Source organism: Arthrobacter sp. LjRoot78, assembly GCF_964254335.1.
GTDB lineage: Bacteria > Actinomycetota > Actinomycetes > Actinomycetales > Micrococcaceae > Arthrobacter.
In genome coordinates, this window is the sequence record NZ_CAXUTG020000001.1 from 3,907,732 (window position 1) to 3,924,803 (window position 17,072).

The following is a 17,072-nucleotide window of genomic DNA, read 5'->3' on the forward strand; positions in this document are numbered from 1 at the left end:
ACACCACCTTGCCGAAAAGCCTCCCGAGAGGCCGACGCGACGCCTTCCGTCGCATAAACCGCCCCACCAAGGGTTTTTGGCGGCGACAAGTGACGCTTGACACGCTTACGCCACACCCTTTACCCTAAATTGAAACGCTTCAAAAGAAGCACACTTCAAGGAGGAACTGTGGTTTCTGTAGTGTCGCGGCCCAAGGCCCGCGTTCTTGCCCCCGTAGTTGCATCAGTCGGTGCACTCGCTCTCCTGCTGACCGGCTGCGGAGCCGGCGGCGGTACATCCGCCCAGGGGTCGAAGGAATTTACGTATCTGACCAACGTCGAAAACACCACCATCCGTGGCGAGCTTGAGGCCCTGAGCAAGGACCAGTGCAAGGCCGAGAACGAAGCGGCGCCCCTGAAGATTGAAACGGTCCCCCAGACCAGCCTGGACCAGAAGCTGCAATTGCTTGCCGGCCAGAACGCGCTCCCCACCCAGTTTGCTGCCGGCAACGCCCCCGCCCTGACCCAGGACCTGGACAAGTCCGGCAACGTCCTGGACTTTGAGAAGGCGCTCAAGGACCTGAACATTTCGGACGCCATCCTGCCGGGTGCCGCGTCCACCATTAAGTCCCTCTATGGCGGCAAGCTCAACGTCCTGCCATACCAGTACAACGTCGAGGGTGTCTGGTACAACAAGAAGCTCTTTGCTGAGAACGGCATCGAAGCTCCGAAGACCTGGGACGATTTCGTCGCAGCCGGTGAAAAGCTTAAGGCGGCCGGGGTCACGCCCCTTTCCGCGTCGGGCAAGCAGGGCTGGCCGCTGACCCGACTCGTCAGCGGCTACCTCTTCTCGGACCTCAGCCCGGATGCACTGAAGAAGGTAGCGGACGGCGAAGCGAAGCTGACGGACCCTGAATACGTCAAGGCAGCTGAAGCGATTGCCGACCTCGGCTCCAAGGGCTACTTCGGCCAGGGCATCGGATCCATCGACTACGACACCGCCGCCTCCCAGTTCCTAAGCGGCAAGGCCGGCATGTTCTACATGGGCAGCTGGATCCTCTCGAACTTCAACGACAAGGCGCAGAACAAGATCGGCGAGGAAAACATCGGCTTCATGCCCTTCCCCAAGGTCGCCGGGGGTCAGGGTATCGACAACCAGTACGCCGCCAACGTCGGCCTGCCGATGACCTTCAACGCCAAGAAGTACGACAACAAGGCCTCCGCGTGGCTCAAGTGCATCGCCACCAACTACGGCAGCACCGCGCTGAAGGACAAGAACTCAATCTCCGGATTCAAGCTGAGCACTCCGGTGGACAGCGTCCCCCCGTTGGTGAAGTCCACGCAGGAGACGGTGAACAACACCAAGGAGAGCGTCCTTTGGTTCGAAGCACTCTTCAGCACCAAGGCCACCACCACCAGCCAGACCAACGCCGCGGGCCTCGTCTCCGGCAGCATCACCCCGCAGAAGTTCATGGAACTCGTCCAGAACGACCTGAACACCAAGTAAGCGGCCCTGCCGGGGTCGGCGAAAGCCTGCCCCGGCAGCCGGTACCCCAATTCCGATGAAAGAAGCACCATGAACAACGTCCTCGGAGACAAGAAGGCCGTAGTTGTCCTGCTTGGTCCCGCACTGCTGGTCTACACCCTGGCTATGCTGGTTCCAGTCTTCTGGTCCCTCGGCTACACATTCCTCTCCGGCAACGCCATCACGGGCTTCACCTTCGCCGGACTCTCCAACTTCGAAAAGCTCTTCTCCGACCCCGCCGTCGGAGAGGCCCTCTGGTTCACCGTCCGCTACGCCGTCGTCATCACGGCAGGTCAGGTCCTCCTGGGCTACTTCCTCTCGCTCCTTTACGTGTTTGCCCTCAAACGGGGTTCAAGCCTTATCCGGACCCTGGTCTTCTTCCCCGTCGTACTGCCGACGGTTGCTGTCGCACTCCTGTTCCAGAAGATGTTCGAAATCGCCCCGCAGAACGGCCTCGTCAACTCGGCCCTGAATGTCTTCGGGATGGGCTCCATCGACTGGCTCGGCGACGGGTCCAAAGCCTTCTGGGTCATCGTCATCATGGACCTCTGGAGGTCCATGGGCTTCTACGCCGTCCTGCTCTACACGGGGCTGGTGGACATCCCCGAAGACATCCTCGAATCAGCCCGCCTTGACGGGGCACAAGGACTCCGCCTCATCCGGCACATCGTCCTGCCCCTCTCGCTGCCGGTGCTGCTGTCCTCCATCATCTTCAGCATCAACGGCACACTGAAGGTCTTCGACTCGATCGTGGCCCTCACCAACGGCGGCCCCGGCAGCGCCACCACACCGCTGACGCTGCACATGTTCAGGACCTCATTCACCTACGGCGACTACGGCTACGGCAGCACAGTGGCACTGCTCCTGACGATCCTGTGCCTGATCGTCACCCTGTTCATCTTCCGCTCGTCGCGCCGCGACCTGACCAAGGACTGACCGACGATGACCGCACCCGCCACACTCCGGGCCCGCACCGCTGCCGGCCCCTCCGCACCGCCCCGCCGCCGCGCACCAAGGATCAAAGCCCTCAAGCGCCTGCCCGTCCAGCTGCTGGTGGCCGTCCTGCTGATCGTGGAGATCTACCCCCTGGTCTGGCTCTTCATGGGTTCCTTCAAGACCCAGGACGAGTTCCTCAACAGCCCGGTCTGGACCCTCCCGCAGAACTTCAGCTTCGACAACTACACCGAGGCCTGGACCACCGGCAACCTCGCCACTTACGTCGCCAACAGCCTGATCGCCACGATCCCCTCACTCTTCCTCATCGTGCTCTTCGGCGTCGCCGCCGGATTCGCCCTCGAGGTCCTGGTGTGGAAGGGCCGTAACGCCGTCCTGCTGACCTTCCTCGCCGGGATCATGGTCCCGGGCCAGATGATCCTGCTCCCGCTCTTCTCCGCCTACTTCCAGGTAGGCCTTACCGGAACGCTCTGGCCGCTGATCATCACGTACACCGCCACCGGCCTTCCGCTGACCGTGTTCATGATGGCCACGTACTTCCGGGCCGTGCCGAGGGAAGTCTTCGAGGCGGCAACCCTCGACGGCGCCAGCATGATCCGCGCGTTCTTCTCCATCGGCTTCCCTATGGTCCGCAACGCCGTCTTCACCGTCGCGCTGGTCCAGTTCTTCTTCATCTGGAACGACCTGCTCATCGCGCTGACGTTCACCAACAACGCCCAACTGAACACCATCCAGGTCGGCCTTCTGAACTTCACCGGCGAATTCGGCGCAGTACAGTACGGCCCCCTCTTCGCCGCGATCTGCATCAACGTCTTCGGCACACTGGTCCTCTACCTCTTCCTGAACCAGCGCGTCATGAAGGGCCTCGCCGGCGGCGCGGTCAAAGGCTAGGACAGACCTTGGCACACCGCGCATCGACCGATGATCCGAAATCCAACCAGCACCAGGAGCAGCACACCATGCCAACGACCGTAAAGCCGGCAACCTTCGATCATCTCCGCGAAGCCCTCGGCGTTGGCAACAGCACTCCCCGCATCTCCTGGAAGACGCTGGCGGCGCCGGGCTGGACGCAGGCGGCATACCAGATTGAAACGACGAGCAACGGGGAAACCCACGTCAGTGAGCGCATCGCATCCGCGGATTCCGTCCTGGTCCCTTGGCCGGCCGCCCCCTTAAGCTCTGGGGATGAGGCAGCAGTCCGGGTCCGGGTCTGGGGCGCGGGCGACGCTGATCCGAGTGACTGGAGCGCGCACTCAGTCGTCGAAGCGGGCCTCCTGCGGCCCGAGGACTGGACTGCCTCAGCCATCACCCACGCGTGGGATGAAGACCCGGAGTCGGACCGCCGGCCGCCCTTGCTGCGACGGGATTTCTCCGTCCCCGCGCCCGTCGCCAAAGCCAGGCTCTACGTCACCGCCCACGGTCTCTACGAAGTCGAAATCAACGGCACACGGGTCGGCAACGACACCCTGTCCCCCGGCTGGACTGTCTACGGAGAGCGGCTGCGCTACTACACCTACGACGTCACGGAACTCATCCGCGAAGGCGATAACGCCGTCGGAAGCTGGCTGGCGGACGGCTGGTACCGGGGGCGGATCGGCTTCCACGACGGCTACCGGAACCTGTACGGCGACAAAGTCGCCCTGCTGGCGCAGCTCCAGATCACGCACGACGACGGGTCCGTCACCGTGGTGGGGACGGACCAGACCTGGAAGGCAGCCTTCGGTCCCATCGGATTCACCGGCCTCTACGAGGGCGAAAGCTACGACGCCCGGGAGTTGCCGGCAGGCTGGAGCCAGCCCGGGTTCGACGACGAAGGATGGGGCCCTGTCCTCGCTGTTCCGCGCGACCCCGCCACCCTTGTTGCTCCGGATGGGCCGCCGGTCCGCTGCACCGAAGAAGTCCGCCCGGCCCGGATCTTCACCAGCCCGGCAGGCAAGACGCTTGTAGATTTTGGCCAGAACCTGGTCGGCCGCCTCCGGATCACGGTCCAGGGCCAACCCGGGGACACGGTGACGCTTCGCCACGCCGAGGTGTTGCAGGAGGGAGAACTCTTCACCAGGCCGCTGCGCCGCGCCATCTCCACCGACTCCTACACGATTGCCGGCACGGAACCGGAAACCTGGGAGCCGCGCTTCACCATCCACGGTTTCCGCTACGCCGAAATTGAGGGCTGGACCGGCGGGGAGATCAGCGCCAACGTCGCTGCCCGGGTCTACCACACGGACATGGAGCGCACCGGCTGGTTCGACAGCTCCAACCCGGGCCTGAACCGCCTGCACGAAAACGTGCGCTGGAGCATGCGCGGAAACTTCGTTGACATCCCCACTGATTGCCCCCAACGGGACGAACGGCTCGGCTGGACCGGCGACATCCAGGTGTTCGCTCCCACGGCATCGTTCCTCTACGACTGCTCCGGCATGCTGACGTCCTGGCTCAAGGACGTCGCCATCGAACAGCTCCCGGACGGGACTGTTCCCTGGTACGTCCCGGTCATCCCGGGCGGTGACGAGTGGACCCCCATCCGCCCGGGCGCCGTCTGGGGCGACGTGGCAGTCCTGACCCCCTGGACCATCTACCAGCGCTTCGGCGACACACAGGTGCTTCAGCACCAGTACGCCAGCGCCAAAGCATGGGTGGACCTCATGGACACCCGGGCCGGCGGCACCCACCTCTGGAACACCGGCTTCCAGCTGGGCGACTGGCTTGATCCCACGGCCCCTCCGCACGACCCCACCGCCGCCAAGACGGACCCGTACCTGGTGGCCACGGCCTACTTCGCCTGGTCGGCCGTGCATTTGGGAAAGATCGCCAGCGTCCTGGGAAACACCGCTGACGAACTGCACTACACCGAGCTCGGACGTGCGGTCGCCAGAGCATTCGCAGACGAATACATCTACCCCACCGGAGCCGTTGCCGGGGACGCGCAGACAGCATACGCGCTGGCCATCGTTTTCGACCTCTTCCCGAGCGAAGAGCAGAAACAGCTCGCCGGACGGCGCCTGGCCGAACTGGTTTTCGACGGCGGAAACAGGATTGCAACCGGCTTCGCGGGCACACCGGTCATCTCCGATGCCCTGACCGACGTGGGGGCCCTGGATACCGCCTATGACCTGCTGCTCGAAAAGGAATGCCCGTCCTGGCTCTACGCCGTGGAACAGGGCGGAACCACCATCTGGGAACGCTGGGACGCCATGCAGCCCGACGGCACCGTCAACCCGGGAAACATGACCTCCTTCAACCACTACGCGCTCGGAGCCGTGGCGGACTGGATGCACCGCGTGGTGGCAGGAATTGCACCGCTGGCACCGGGCTACCGCAGGATCCTTTTCAAGCCCCGCCCGGGCGGACATCTCACACATGCATCAGCCAGGCACGAAACACCCTACGGGACGGCCAGCATCTCCTGGACCGTCCGGGACACCGGTTTCGACGTCCATGTTGAGGTTCCCACCGGCTGCACCGCCCGTGTGGAACTGCCCGGCCAGGCACCGCTGGAGGTGGGGCCGGGGGCGTTCAGCTACGCAGTGGAACCGGTGGCGTAGAACTCACGACGGCGCCGGGGCGGATTCCGCCCCGGCGCCGTTCGCGTTAAGGCGCTGTTCAGGCTTTAACGACCCAGGGTGCTGGCACGGGCAAACAACGTGGGTTCCAGCATCAGGTTGCGGTGGACGTGCTGACCGGGCTCGTTTACTTCCTCCAGGAGGAGCTTGGTGGCAACCCGGCCCATCTCATGCCCTGGCTGGCCGATGGTGGACATCGGTATGGCGCCTTCGGTGGCGAACTGGTTGTTGTCATAGCCGATCACGGCGATGTCCTGCGGAACGCGCAGACCGTACGTTCCCGTAAGTTCATGAATGATGCCCGCTGCCAGCTGGTCAGACGGCGCGATGATGCCGTCGGGCATCCTGCTCCGGCCCCGGCTGGCAAGGTCCCCCGCAATGCGGCGGCCCTCCGGGCTGTTAAGGCTGCGGCCGATGATCACTTCGAGGGAGACGGCTCCCCTGGTCTCCGACGCGGCGCGCATGGCGCCCTTGCGGCGGTCGTTCACGGCGTGCAGGTCATCGGGACCGCCCGCGAACACCAGCCTGCGGCGGCCCAGGTCAATGAGGTGCCGGGCAGCGAGATAGCCGCCATGTTCTTCGTCGACGAGGACACTGCAGCAATCCGTCCGGCCGCCGGCGTAGTTGACCAGCACGATGTTCCGGCCGTGGCGACGCACGCGGTCGACCCCTTCGAGCCCCGCATCAAGCGGCGCGAGAATGATGCCGGCAACGCGGGCCTCATCGAAAATGTCGATGTAGCCTTCCTGCCTTTGAAAATCGACGTCGCTGTTCGCCAGGAGCAGTGAATGGCCCTGCTCGTGCGCCGCGCTCTCTGCACCTCGCGCAATATCAACAAAGAGTGAGTTTCCGACGTCGGTGAGCACCAAGCCGATCGTCCGGCTCTTCCCGGCCGCCAGGGACCGGGCTGCGTCGTTACGGACAAAACCTAGCTCGTCAATCGCCGCCTGAACCCGCTTCCGAGTCTTTTCCGACACAATCTCCGGCTTGTTCAGCGCGTTGGAAACTGTCCCCAGCGAAACGCCGGCAACGCGAGCCACATCATTCATGCTCGGCGCAGGCTCGGTCCCCGCCTCCGTGGTGCTTTCTTTTGGCACGTTTCCGTTGCTCCTCTGTGACAGCCTGACTCTCCATTTTTTCACACGAATAGTCCAGTACCTGACGCGTCCGCCGGTCCTAAAATTGTCTTGTTGGGACAGTCAGGAAAGGGTGTGAGACCGATGGCAGAGCACTATGCCTCCGGGGTCTGGCATGTAAAGCAAGGGAACGACGGCCAGTTCGTGCAGAAGTGGACGGAGTTCCTTCAGTGGTCGCGGGAGAACTACCCGTCGATGGTCGTGGCCAAGCTCCTGCACGACAAGGGTGCCCCCGGGCGGTACCTGTCGTATTCGGAGTGGAGTGACGAAACGTCCCGGGACGCCTGGAAGCAGGACCCCGAGTTCAGGACCCGCATCGGCGCATGCGTGGCGCTGTGCGAGGACATGCACGGGGCCGACTACGACGTAGCGGCGATCGTCAGCTCGCAGCACCAGGCCATTAAGTAGCAATGACCAGCGGTCGACGGCGGGACATACCGCCGTCGACCGCTTTCGTTTTGCCCCTCACCGGGAGAGCTTGGCCTCGTCCGGTTTGGGGTCGCCGATGTGGCCGGGCGCGTTGGCGGCGAGGACGCGTTCCACGAACGCGCCGTATTCCTCCATGTAATGGCGCAGGAAGTCCGCGGTGGCCTGGTTGGTGATCGTTCCGTCGTCGGCAAAGTCGGCGGGATCGAACTTCAGGTAGACCTCGGGGGCGTTGAGCTGCGGCGCGTCCAGGAAGCTGAGTACGGCCCGCATGGAGGACTGCATCACGGCCGTGCCGATACTGCCCGGAGAGGCGCCGATGATGCCGGTCGGTTTGCGGGCGAAGGAGTTGGTGCCCCAGGGGCGGGATCCCCAGTCGATGGCGTTCTTGAGGGCGCCGGGGATGGAGCGGTTGTATTCGGGAGACACGAACAGGATGCCGTCGGAGCCCTCGATCGCTTCCTTCAGCGCACGTCCGGCGGGTGGAAAATCGGCGTCGTAGTCATAGCTGTAGAGCGGGAGATCCTTGATGGGGATCTCGGTGAACTCGAGGTCCCCGGGAGCAAGTTTGACGAGGGCATTGGCGAGCGTGCGGTTGATCGAGCCGCGGGCCAGGCTTCCGACGAAGTAGCCGATCTTGAACGATGCCATGCGACAGATCCCTTCTTTGGGCCGGTCTGAGCCGGCTGGCCGACTGGTGGGCCATGCCCTGACGCAGGCTCGGCCCGTCAGCCAGTCCAGCACAGAAGACGTGCGGGGGCCAGAGGCACGAGATGACCGGGGACATAGGATTCAAACATTGCTGCTGTTCGGGGTCATGAAGGCCCGAACCGGCTAGTAGTCACAGCTGCCGGAAGCGGACGACGGCGGGACTTCCCGCCGTCGTCCGCTTCTGTCGTTCCGGGGAGCCGGATCAGCCGATCGGTTCGGCCATCTGCTCCACCACATACTGGGCGTCCAGGGAGGCGCCGGTCACCGGATCGGCCATCTCCACCTTCCAGCTGCGGGCGAACTGGTCCACCCCGTGGGTCATGGCCACCGTGCCCGAAATGAGGACTGTGCCGGGTTCGTTGAGGCCGCGTTCGCTGAGGACGTCCAGCCAGTAGTCGGGGCTCAGCAACGCTCCCAATGAGCTGTCCTGGATAAGGGTATCCGGCGTATCGCCCTCCCCCACCCAGCCCTTGAGCGTGATCTGGTCCAGGTGCTCCCGCACGTCGTCGAGCCGCCAGGCCTTGCGCCCAAGGACATCGGGGCTGGCATTCTTGCTCCACGCAACACCGTGGACTTCAAGCTCGCGGTCCGTGTGGTCGCAGGCCACCGTCAGCAGCACGCCGTCCCCGGTGATCACAAGCGCCCATTCTGCTTCTCCCGAGGTCCGGCCGTGCTGTACGCGGACTTCAGAGACCTGCTGGGCCAGGTAGGGCGACACCGGGTACAGCGCCGGCGTGGTTGCGGGACCGGGAACCCCCAGCTCGGCCAGCTCGGCGATGTGGGCCTGCACTTCCTCCTGCTCCCGCCCTGCGTAGCCGGCGTTCAGGAGGTGCTTGACCTGGACTTCCGTTGTGGTGCCGTCGGGAAGTTCGAAGCTCAGAGCCGTCATGTTCTGTCCATCCTTTGCGTGTCCTGTTGGAGAAATTTACAAACCGGAAACCGGAAACGATCGCCAATGTACATCCAGTATGCGTAATGTATACATTTAACGCCAGCGTGACAGGCGTCACCGTAAACATCTCGTGGAGGACAACACCATGGCCAACGTCCCAGTCCCGGCTTCCGGCGCAGCGCCGCGCCCGGACAAGCCGATGCACCCGAAGGGCCTGTACAAGGCCTTTGCCGCAAGCCTCACCGGCACCGCACTCGAGTGGTATGACTTCGCCGTCTACTCGGCCGCGGCCGCCGTCGTATTCCCCATCGTCTTCTTCCCCTCATCCGACCCCCTGACCGGCACCATCCTGGCGTTTTCCACCTACGCGGTGGGCTACGTTTCCCGTCCCGTGGGCGGCATCATCTTCGGCCGGCTCGGCGACCGGATCGGCCGCAAGAAGGTCCTGGTCACCACCCTGATGATCATCGGCGTGGCCACCGTGCTGATCGGGGTGCTCCCCGGATACGGCAGCATAGGCATCACCGCCCCGATCATCCTGGTGCTGCTGCGCTTCGCCCAGGGTGTGGGCGTGGGCGGCGAATGGGGCGGCGCCGTTCTGCTCTCCAGCGAATACGGGGATCCCCACCGGCGCGGCTTTTGGGCCTCCGCCGCCCAGGTGGGTCCGCCCGCAGGCAACCTCATGGCAAACGGCGCGCTGGCAGTCCTGACACTCACCCTGACTGAAGAACAGTTCATCAGCTTTGGCTGGCGCATCGCCTTCCTGGTCTCGGCCCTGCTGGTCGGATTCGGCCTCTGGATCCGGCTGAAGCTGGAAGACACTCCGATCTTCAAGGCGATCGAGGCCCACGGCGAACAGCCCAACGCCCCGGTCCGGGAGGTCTTCAGCAAGGAACTCCGGCCGCTCATCGCCGCCACCCTGTGCCGGGTTGGTCCCGACGTGCTCTACGCCCTGTTCACCGTTTTCACCCTCACCTACGGCATCCAGGCCCTCGGGTATGAACGCAGCCAGGTGCTCACCGCAGTCCTGATCGGCTCCGCGTTCCAGCTGTTCATGATCCCGCTGGCCGGTGCCGTGTCCGACCGCTTCAACCGCCGCCTGGTCTACGGCACGGCGGCAGTGCTGGGCGCCGTGTGGACGTTCATCTTCTTCGGCATTCTGGGCGGGAACAACGAGCCGATGCTGATTATCGGCATTGTGCTGGGCCTCATGGCGCACTCGTTCATGTACGGCCCGCAGGCAGCCTTCATCGTGGAGCAGTTCTCCCCGCGGCTGCGGTCCACCGGAAGTTCCCTGGCCTACACCTTCGCCGGAGTGATCGGCGGCGCCATCGCACCGCTGATGTTCACGCTGCTGCTGTCCCAGTTCGGCACGTGGATCCCGGTGGCGATCTACGTGGCAGTGGCCGCCGCCGTCACGGCAGTGGGCCTGGCGCTCGGCCGGGATTCGAACACCGTGGAGGACGAGGACTACCGCCTGCTGCTCGAAGGATCCGCCGCAGCGCGCCGGGAGTCCGCCGACGCGGAGTCCCGCTGACGGTCCGGAGGTAGTCAGGTGCGGAGCAGGATGTCGCGGGTCACGGCCAGGTGATGGTCAATTGCCTTCTGTGCCTTCGCCGAGTCGCCGGACACCAGGGCATCGAGGATGTCCTGGTGTTCGGCGCACACCTGCTCGCGCCGGCCTCCGGTACGAAACAGGGCGGAGACGCCCACCAGGATCTGCCGGACGTGGAGCTTGCTATACGTCCGGGAGATGAGCTCGTTTCCGGCGGCGTCAATGAGCTGCTGGTGGAACAGGGTGTCCAAGCGGATGAACTCCCGGGCAGCCTCCGGGTTCAGGTCTTCGGGAAGGCCGGCCTGCTGGTCCAGGGTGTCCTGCATCGTCCGGGCGGGCACCCGCTTCTGTTCGATGACCAGGCGGGCGGCATGGCTTTCCAAGACTCCGCGGAGTTCCATCAATTCGGACATTTCCCGGCCGGTCACCGGCGGAACGTACGCTCCGCGCTGCGGTATCAGTTCCACCAGTCCGTCCGAAACGAGCAGCAGGAGCGCCTCCCGCACCGGAGTGCGCGAGACCCCGATCTCGGCGGCAAGCTCCTGCTCATTCAGGAACTTCCCCTGGACTTCGGGATCGATCAGGATATTTTCACGCAGGTACGCGTACGCCTTCTCGCGGCCGGACGCCGCTGTCCCCGAACTTTTTCGCATACATCATGTATACAACAGACTGGAGCAATTTCATGCGTTTAGCAGTGGCCCAAATCATCACAGGAGCCTGCCCGGCCGCCAACCTGGAGTTGATTCGAGAATACGCCACCCGGGCCAAGGCCGCCGGAGCCGAGCTGGTGGTGTTTCCCGAAGCGGCAATGCGCGCCTTCGGCAACAGCCTGACTGACATCGCCGAACCGCTGGACGGACCGTGGGCCAATGGTGTCCGGGCCATTGCGAGGGACCTGGATATCACCGTGATCGCGGGCATGTTTACGCCCGGCGACGGCGGCCGGGTGCGGAACACCCTGATCGTCACCGGACCGGGGACCGATACGTCCTACGACAAGATCCACCTCTTCGACGCGTTTGGTTTCGCGGAGTCCGAGTCGGTGGATGCCGGCACCTCACCGGTGACATTCGAACTCAACGGCACGGTGATCGGCCTCGCGACCTGTTACGACGTGCGCTTCCCCGCGCTCTTTACAGCCAACGCGCGGGCAGGCGCCCAGGTCAACGTCGTCTGCGCCTCGTGGGGTGCCGGCGAAGGCAAGACGGACCAGTGGGACCTGCTGGTGCGGGCCCGCGCCGTGGACAGCACAACCTTCGTGGTGGCCTGCGGCCAGGGCAATCCCGCCAGCATCGGGCTGCCCGCTGCGGGTGCAGCGCCCACCGGGATCGGACACAGTGCCGTGGTGTCGCCGCTCGGCTCTCCCCTGGTCACCTTGGGCGAGGAGCCTGAGCTGGCCGTGGTGGACATCGACCCTGCCGCCATCACCGACGTCCGCGCAAAACTGCCGGTCCTCGCCAACGCCCGGAGCCTCTAGCCACCGGTACTCGAACGGCCGACGACGGAACCTTCCGCCGTCGGCCGTTTCTGTTCGTTCCGGCTGCCGGGGCCCCGGCCAGCCCGAAGATCTGGTCAGGCGTGGCGGCCGACACTACGCTGGCTGGTACCCCGCCAGGAAGAAGGACACCATGGACGATCAGGACATCCTGCAACGCATCCAAGGGCTCGTTGAGGAGGAACGCGAGCTTCGCGAAAAAGCCGAATCTGCTGCGCCCGGGCCCGAGCACGCCCCGGACCGCACGCGGCTCAAGCGCATTGAAGAGGACCTGGACCAGTGCTGGGACCTGCTTCGCCAGCGACGCGCCAAGCTGCAGTATGGCGAGAACCCGGACGAAGCGGCACCGCGGCCGGTAAGGCAGGTGGAGGACTACCGCGGCTGACTTACCGGCAGCAGGCCGTCCTGCATGCCCCCAGCCACCCGCAACATGCAGGACACCTTTGACAGGCCGTGTGACAGGTGCCATAGTTTCCATATGGACCTGTTGGACAGCTGGACAGCTGCACAAGATCGAGTTGTACGCGTTGGCGCGGCCGAAGCGGTTTTCGCATCCCTCCGCAGCGCTATCGAAGGCGGCAGGATCCCGGTCGGCACCCGCCTCGATTCGGAGGCATCGCTTGCAAAGCAGTACGGTGTGAGCCGCACGATGGTCCGGGAGGCGCTGCGTTCATGCACCGCATTGGGACTGACCGCCACCCACACAGGCAAGGGCACCTTCGTTATTGCTGACAAAGTGGCCCAGGACCTCAAACTCGGCAAGTACTCGGCTAGTGCCCTCGTGGAGGCACGTCCCCATGTGGAAGTGCCTGCCGCTGGGCTTGCCGCGCAACGCCGCAGCAGCGAAGACCTGGAGGCACTCCGGGAGATCCTGCGGGAAATGTCCGAGGAGGACGATCTCCAGCAGTGGGTGCTTTTGAACACCGAGTTCCACGTGACCATCGCCCGGTGCAGCGGCAATGGCGTGTTCGAATCATTCCTCTCAGACATCTGCGACGCCATGGCCAACCAATCGAACACACTCAACCTCGTGGCTGACCGGCGCAAGGAATCGGGGGAGGAGCACGCCCGAATCTTCGCTGCCATCGAGAGTGGATCAGCCGAGGACGCTTCCCAGGCCATGAGAATGCATCTGCACGGGGTGGAATGCGCCCTGGGCACCATCGTCCCCGGAAGCGGGAACTCCAGGGCCGGCCATACGCGCTAGCTCCTAAACCCCGCACAGCACCCACCTCCCCCTGCCCTGCCCCCTACTGCGGCGTGCCCGCCCCACCTCCCTGCTGTGGCATAGCCATGCCACCGTGCAGTCTGAGGCATCGCGCAGGCCTGTCCCGGACCCGGATTCCTACCGTCCAAAATTTTCTGTCCAAACCCGTCAACGAAGCCCTGTGAGGACCCCCAATGATCTCTTCCCCCACCGCCCCGGACACCCGTTCCGAACACGACCTCCTGGGTGACCGTGATGTCCCCGCCGCCGCGTACTGGGGTGTCCACACGCTCCGGGCCGTGGAGAACTTCCCCATCACCGGCCAGCCGCTCTCCTCCAACATGTACCTGGTCCGGGGCCTGGCCGCCGTCAAGCTGGCCGCCGCCCGGACCAACCGCGAACTGGGCCTGCTCGATCCCGGACGCGCCGCCGCCATCGAGGCGGCCTGCACCGACGTCATGAACGGCAAACTCAGCGACCAGTTCGTGGTGGACGTCATCCAGGGCGGCGCCGGGACGTCCTCGAACATGAACGCCAACGAGGTCATCGCCAACCGGGCCCTGGAAATCCTCGGACACCCCAAGGGCGACTACGCCCGCCTGCACCCGAACGACCACGTCAACCTCAGCCAGTCCACCAACGACGTCTACCCCACGGCCGTGAAGCTGGGCACCATCTTCGCCGCCCGCGAACTCCTCGCCGCCCTGGCCGAACTCGAAGACGCGTTCGCCGCCAAGGCCGCCGAGTTCCGCACCGTGGTGAAAATGGGACGCACCCAGCTCCAGGACGCCGTGCCCATGACCCTCGGCCAGGAATTCGGCACCTACGCCGTCACCATCGGCGAGGACCGGCTGCGCCTGGCCGAAGCGGACCTGCTGATCCACGAAATCAACCTCGGCGCCACCGCCATCGGCACCGGCCTGAACGCCCCGGCCGGCTACGCCGAAGCAGCCTGCCGGCACCTAGCCGAAATCACCGGCCTGCCCCTGGTCACCGCCGTGGACCTCATCGAGGCCACCCAGGACGTCGGCGCGTTCGTGCACCTCTCCGGCGTCCTCAAACGCGTGGCCGTGAAACTCTCCAAGATCTGCAACGACCTGCGCCTGCTCTCCTCCGGCCCCCGCGCCGGACTGGGCGAAATCAACCTGCCCGCCGTGCAGTCCGGCTCCTCCATCATGCCCGGCAAAATCAACCCGGTCATCCCGGAAGTAGTCAGCCAGGTCGCCTACGAAGTCATCGGCAACGACGTCACCATCACCATGGCCGCCGAAGCCGGGCAACTCCAGCTCAACGCCTTCGAACCCATCATCGTCCACAGCCTCCACAAGAGCATCTCCCACCTCGAAGCCGCCTGCCGCACCCTCACGGCACGCTGCGTCCGGGGCATCACCGCCAACACCGAACACCTCCGCCTCACCGTCGAACAATCCATCGGCCTCGTCACAGCCCTGAACCCCCACCTCGGCTACACCACCGCAACCGCCATCGCCCAGGAAGCCCTCGCCACCGGCAAGGGCGTTGCCGAACTCGTCCTCGAACACCAACTGCTCACCGCCGAGCAACTGGAAGAGCTCCTCAGCCCGCAACGCCTGGCCAACCTCAGCAAGTAGTCCCCACCACCCGACAGCCCTCCACCTACCCCGCCCGATCAAGGGAGCAGGGGCACACCGCCGTGCCCAAATATCCCCGGCCCCTACGCAAGGACTGAGTATGAAAAACAAATCAACGATGTGGATTCTGGCAGCGCTCGTGTTCGGAATCCTCAGCGGGCTGCTGTTCCACTGGCTGCTGCCGGCGGACACACGCGGAGCCGTTGTGGGCGTCCTCGACACCGTGACGCACATGTTCCTGAACCTCATCAAAATGATCATTGCGCCGCTGATCTTTGCCACGCTCGTCTCCGGGATCGCAGGAGCGGCGAAATCGGCAGGGGTGGGGAAGCTCTTTGGCCGCTCCATGGTCTGGTTCCTGTCCGCCTCCGTCCTGGTGGGCGCCTTCGGTTTCATCACCGCCCACATACTCAACGTCGGTGACGGGCTCAACCTGATGCCGGGAGGTGATGCGGGGATGGAAACGAAGCCCCTCGATTACCAGGAGTTCATTACCCACATCATCCCCACAAGCGTCTTCGCCGCGCTGACCGCCAACAACCCCCTTCAGATCCTCGTCTTCGGCGCTCTCTTCGGCATTGCCCTGCTGAACCTCCGGAAGAAGGGCCGCTCCTCCATAGCGGATGCCATTGATGAACTCATGGGCGTCATGCTGAAAGTCACCGGGTACGTAATGAAGGCGGCCCCGGTCGGGGTGTTCGCCGGCATCGCGGCGGCCTTCACCTCCAAGGGCGTGGACGCTTTCGCAACCTATGCCTCGTTCATCGGCGGCTTCTATGTCTCCCTCTCCGCCCTCTGGGCGATCATGATCGCCGTCGCCGTCGCTTTCCTCGGACGGGCGGCCTTCCGGCTGGTCCGGATCGTACGCGAACCCATGGTGATCGCGTTTGCCACCTCCAGCAGTGAGGCCGCGCTGCCCAAGCTCATTGAAGGCCTGACCAAGTTCGGCATCGCGAAGCGCACCACCGGTTTCGTGCTCCCCCTGGGTTACTCGTTCAACGTGGACGGTTCCATGATGTACATGACCTTTGCGTCCGTCTTCCTGATCAACGCCTACGGCATCGACATGGACCTCGGCCAGCAGATCGCCATGACGGCAATGCTCCTGCTCAGCAGCAAAGGCATGGCCGGGGTGCCCCGCGGTTCGCTCGTCGTGGTGGCCGCCGTGGTCCCTGGTTTCGGCATCCCCGCCGCCGGCATTGGCGTCCTGCTGGTGATCGACCAGCTCCTGGACATGGGACGCACCGCCACCAACATCCTGGGAAATGCCATCGCCACCGCGGTCATCGGCCAAAAGCACGACAGGTCTGCTTCCCCTCTCGAAGCCCCTCGTCCCGACGCGTCCCACGGGGCGCAAGACAGTGAATACAGCAGGGAACCTGAGCGCGTTTCGATGCACTGACCGGTCCTCGCCCGGCCACCCACATTCCATTTGCGAATCCACTCCACACCGAATGAAAGGCCATAGCCCATGACCGCTGCCTTTGAGCTCCAGAGTCCGACGGACGTGCAAACCACTAAGCGGGCGGGAAGCACGCGAAGAACACCGATCAGGACACAAATCATCGACTATCTGGCAAGCAATGGTGCAAGCAAGGTAGCCGACATCAGCAACGGCATCGCCTCGTGCCGGGACTCAGTCAGGCACCATCTGGCCGCGCTTGAGAGCGCTTCGATCGTCCGTTCCAATATTGCCCCTGGACAAAGGGGCCGGTTCACGCCCTTCTACGCCCTAGCCCCTGGAACGCCTCGAAAGCCAGAAAAAACAGAGTCGGATTCCTCACCTGACGTCGCTGGCTACTAAGCAACCGGACGACGGCGGGACCACCCGCCGTCGTCCGTTGTGCCTTAATCGGGTGCCTTAAAAGGCCGGAGTCCCATGCCCGCGCCCCCGGCCCGCCGCGCCTTGGTTCAGGGACCTAAAACGCAGCACCGGATTTAGTCCGGCACCCATATTCTCCCGGAAATGCTCTGGATAGCATTGGGGGACCGGACAGAGCCGTCCGGGCGGGTATCGATG

15 protein-coding genes are annotated in these 17,072 nt (G+C 64.4%); 11 read left to right on the plus strand and 4 right to left on the minus strand.

Annotated features, from left to right (window positions below):
• Nucleotides 1–168 precede the first annotated feature (168 nt).
• From ACSQ1X_RS18160 to ACSQ1X_RS18175, 4 genes are all read left to right on the plus strand, one after another.
• The gene (locus ACSQ1X_RS18160) at nucleotides 169–1,485 is read left to right on the plus strand and encodes an ABC transporter substrate-binding protein (RefSeq protein WP_436058693.1); all 1,317 of its coding nucleotides are present in this window, start codon (nucleotides 169–171) and stop codon (nucleotides 1,483–1,485) included.
• A gap of 69 nt (nucleotides 1,486–1,554) precedes the next feature.
• Nucleotides 1,555–2,439 carry a carbohydrate ABC transporter permease gene (locus ACSQ1X_RS18165; RefSeq protein ID WP_436058694.1) on the plus strand — a complete coding sequence of 295 codons (885 nt, stop codon included), beginning with the start codon at nucleotides 1,555–1,557 and terminating at the stop codon, nucleotides 2,437–2,439.
• Nucleotides 2,440–2,445: 6 nt separating this feature from the next.
• Entirely contained in the window at nucleotides 2,446–3,348 is a 903-nt protein-coding gene (locus tag ACSQ1X_RS18170; RefSeq protein WP_436058695.1) for a carbohydrate ABC transporter permease, read from the plus strand.
• A gap of 68 nt (nucleotides 3,349–3,416) precedes the next feature.
• A complete protein-coding gene (locus ACSQ1X_RS18175; protein ID WP_436058696.1) occupies nucleotides 3,417–5,999 on the plus strand; it encodes a family 78 glycoside hydrolase catalytic domain in 2,583 nt (860 codons plus the stop codon).
• Nucleotides 6,000–6,064: 65 nt separating this feature from the next.
• Here the strand turns inward: ACSQ1X_RS18175 and ACSQ1X_RS18180 are convergent, their stop codons facing one another.
• The gene (locus tag ACSQ1X_RS18180; protein ID WP_436058697.1) at nucleotides 6,065–7,114 is read right to left on the minus strand and encodes a LacI family DNA-binding transcriptional regulator; all 1,050 of its coding nucleotides are present in this window, start codon (nucleotides 7,112–7,114) and stop codon (nucleotides 6,065–6,067) included.
• A gap of 123 nt (nucleotides 7,115–7,237) precedes the next feature.
• Between ACSQ1X_RS18180 and ACSQ1X_RS18185 the strand changes: the two genes are divergently transcribed.
• Entirely contained in the window at nucleotides 7,238–7,561 is a 324-nt protein-coding gene (locus ACSQ1X_RS18185; protein WP_055807516.1) for an antibiotic biosynthesis monooxygenase family protein, read from the plus strand.
• A 57-nt stretch (nucleotides 7,562–7,618) separates the two neighbouring features.
• Here the strand turns inward: ACSQ1X_RS18185 and ACSQ1X_RS18190 are convergent, their stop codons facing one another.
• Both ACSQ1X_RS18190 and ACSQ1X_RS18195 read right to left on the minus strand, forming a co-directional pair.
• Entirely contained in the window at nucleotides 7,619–8,230 is a 612-nt protein-coding gene (locus ACSQ1X_RS18190) for an NADPH-dependent FMN reductase (protein WP_436058698.1), read from the minus strand.
• Nucleotides 8,231–8,492: 262 nt separating this feature from the next.
• Nucleotides 8,493–9,179, minus strand: coding sequence for a DUF2848 domain-containing protein (locus ACSQ1X_RS18195; RefSeq protein WP_436058699.1), 687 nt, complete (start codon nucleotides 9,177–9,179; stop codon nucleotides 8,493–8,495).
• 148 nt (nucleotides 9,180–9,327) lie between these two features.
• Between ACSQ1X_RS18195 and ACSQ1X_RS18200 the strand changes: the two genes are divergently transcribed.
• A complete protein-coding gene (locus tag ACSQ1X_RS18200) occupies nucleotides 9,328–10,719 on the plus strand; it encodes an MFS transporter (protein ID WP_436058700.1) in 1,392 nt (463 codons plus the stop codon).
• 14 nt (nucleotides 10,720–10,733) lie between these two features.
• Here the strand turns inward: ACSQ1X_RS18200 and ACSQ1X_RS18205 are convergent, their stop codons facing one another.
• On the minus strand, nucleotides 10,734–11,390 hold the full coding sequence (locus tag ACSQ1X_RS18205; protein ID WP_436058701.1) for a GntR family transcriptional regulator: 657 nt from the start codon (nucleotides 11,388–11,390) through the stop codon (nucleotides 10,734–10,736).
• A gap of 32 nt (nucleotides 11,391–11,422) precedes the next feature.
• On the opposite strand from ACSQ1X_RS18205, the gene ACSQ1X_RS18210 reads away from it, so the two are divergent.
• The 5 genes from ACSQ1X_RS18210 to ACSQ1X_RS18230 all read left to right on the plus strand — a co-directional run bounded on the left by ACSQ1X_RS18210 (nucleotide 11,423) and on the right by ACSQ1X_RS18230 (nucleotide 16,454).
• The gene (locus ACSQ1X_RS18210; RefSeq protein WP_436058702.1) at nucleotides 11,423–12,217 is read left to right on the plus strand and encodes a carbon-nitrogen hydrolase family protein; all 795 of its coding nucleotides are present in this window, start codon (nucleotides 11,423–11,425) and stop codon (nucleotides 12,215–12,217) included.
• A 151-nt stretch (nucleotides 12,218–12,368) separates the two neighbouring features.
• Nucleotides 12,369–12,620: a DUF2630 family protein gene (locus ACSQ1X_RS18215; RefSeq protein WP_436058703.1), complete on the plus strand. Its 252-nt coding sequence runs from the start codon at nucleotides 12,369–12,371 to the stop codon at nucleotides 12,618–12,620.
• A gap of 93 nt (nucleotides 12,621–12,713) precedes the next feature.
• The gene (locus tag ACSQ1X_RS18220; protein ID WP_055807533.1) at nucleotides 12,714–13,442 is read left to right on the plus strand and encodes a FadR/GntR family transcriptional regulator; all 729 of its coding nucleotides are present in this window, start codon (nucleotides 12,714–12,716) and stop codon (nucleotides 13,440–13,442) included.
• A gap of 194 nt (nucleotides 13,443–13,636) precedes the next feature.
• Nucleotides 13,637–15,052, plus strand: a complete 1,416-nt coding sequence (locus tag ACSQ1X_RS18225; RefSeq protein WP_436058704.1) for an aspartate ammonia-lyase — start codon at nucleotides 13,637–13,639, stop codon at nucleotides 15,050–15,052.
• 100 nt (nucleotides 15,053–15,152) lie between these two features.
• Complete coding sequence (locus ACSQ1X_RS18230) at nucleotides 15,153–16,454, plus strand: dicarboxylate/amino acid:cation symporter (protein WP_436058705.1); 1,302 nt, start codon at nucleotides 15,153–15,155, stop codon at nucleotides 16,452–16,454.
• Nucleotides 16,455–17,072: the final 618 nt, after the last annotated feature.

Coding starts and splice junctions, on each gene's coding strand:
- ACSQ1X_RS18170 (WP_436058695.1), top strand. CDS start 2,446: ATGACCGCACCCGCCACACTCCGGGCCCGCACCGCTGCCGGCCCCTCC.
- ACSQ1X_RS18175 (WP_436058696.1), top strand. CDS start 3,417: ATGCCAACGACCGTAAAGCCGGCAACCTTCGATCATCTCCGCGAAGCC.
- ACSQ1X_RS18205 (WP_436058701.1), bottom strand. CDS start 11,390: ATGCGAAAAAGTTCGGGGACAGCGGCGTCCGGCCGCGAGAAGGCGTAC.
- ACSQ1X_RS18225 (WP_436058704.1), top strand. CDS start 13,637: ATGATCTCTTCCCCCACCGCCCCGGACACCCGTTCCGAACACGACCTC.
- ACSQ1X_RS18200 (WP_436058700.1), top strand. CDS start 9,328: ATGGCCAACGTCCCAGTCCCGGCTTCCGGCGCAGCGCCGCGCCCGGAC.
- ACSQ1X_RS18190 (WP_436058698.1), bottom strand. CDS start 8,230: ATGGCATCGTTCAAGATCGGCTACTTCGTCGGAAGCCTGGCCCGCGGC.
- ACSQ1X_RS18195 (WP_436058699.1), bottom strand. CDS start 9,179: ATGACGGCTCTGAGCTTCGAACTTCCCGACGGCACCACAACGGAAGTC.
- ACSQ1X_RS18230 (WP_436058705.1), top strand. CDS start 15,153: ATGAAAAACAAATCAACGATGTGGATTCTGGCAGCGCTCGTGTTCGGA.
- ACSQ1X_RS18210 (WP_436058702.1), top strand. CDS start 11,423: ATGCGTTTAGCAGTGGCCCAAATCATCACAGGAGCCTGCCCGGCCGCC.
- ACSQ1X_RS18215 (WP_436058703.1), top strand. CDS start 12,369: ATGGACGATCAGGACATCCTGCAACGCATCCAAGGGCTCGTTGAGGAG.
- ACSQ1X_RS18220 (WP_055807533.1), top strand. CDS start 12,714: ATGGACCTGTTGGACAGCTGGACAGCTGCACAAGATCGAGTTGTACGC.
- ACSQ1X_RS18165 (WP_436058694.1), top strand. CDS start 1,555: ATGAACAACGTCCTCGGAGACAAGAAGGCCGTAGTTGTCCTGCTTGGT.
- ACSQ1X_RS18185 (WP_055807516.1), top strand. CDS start 7,238: ATGGCAGAGCACTATGCCTCCGGGGTCTGGCATGTAAAGCAAGGGAAC.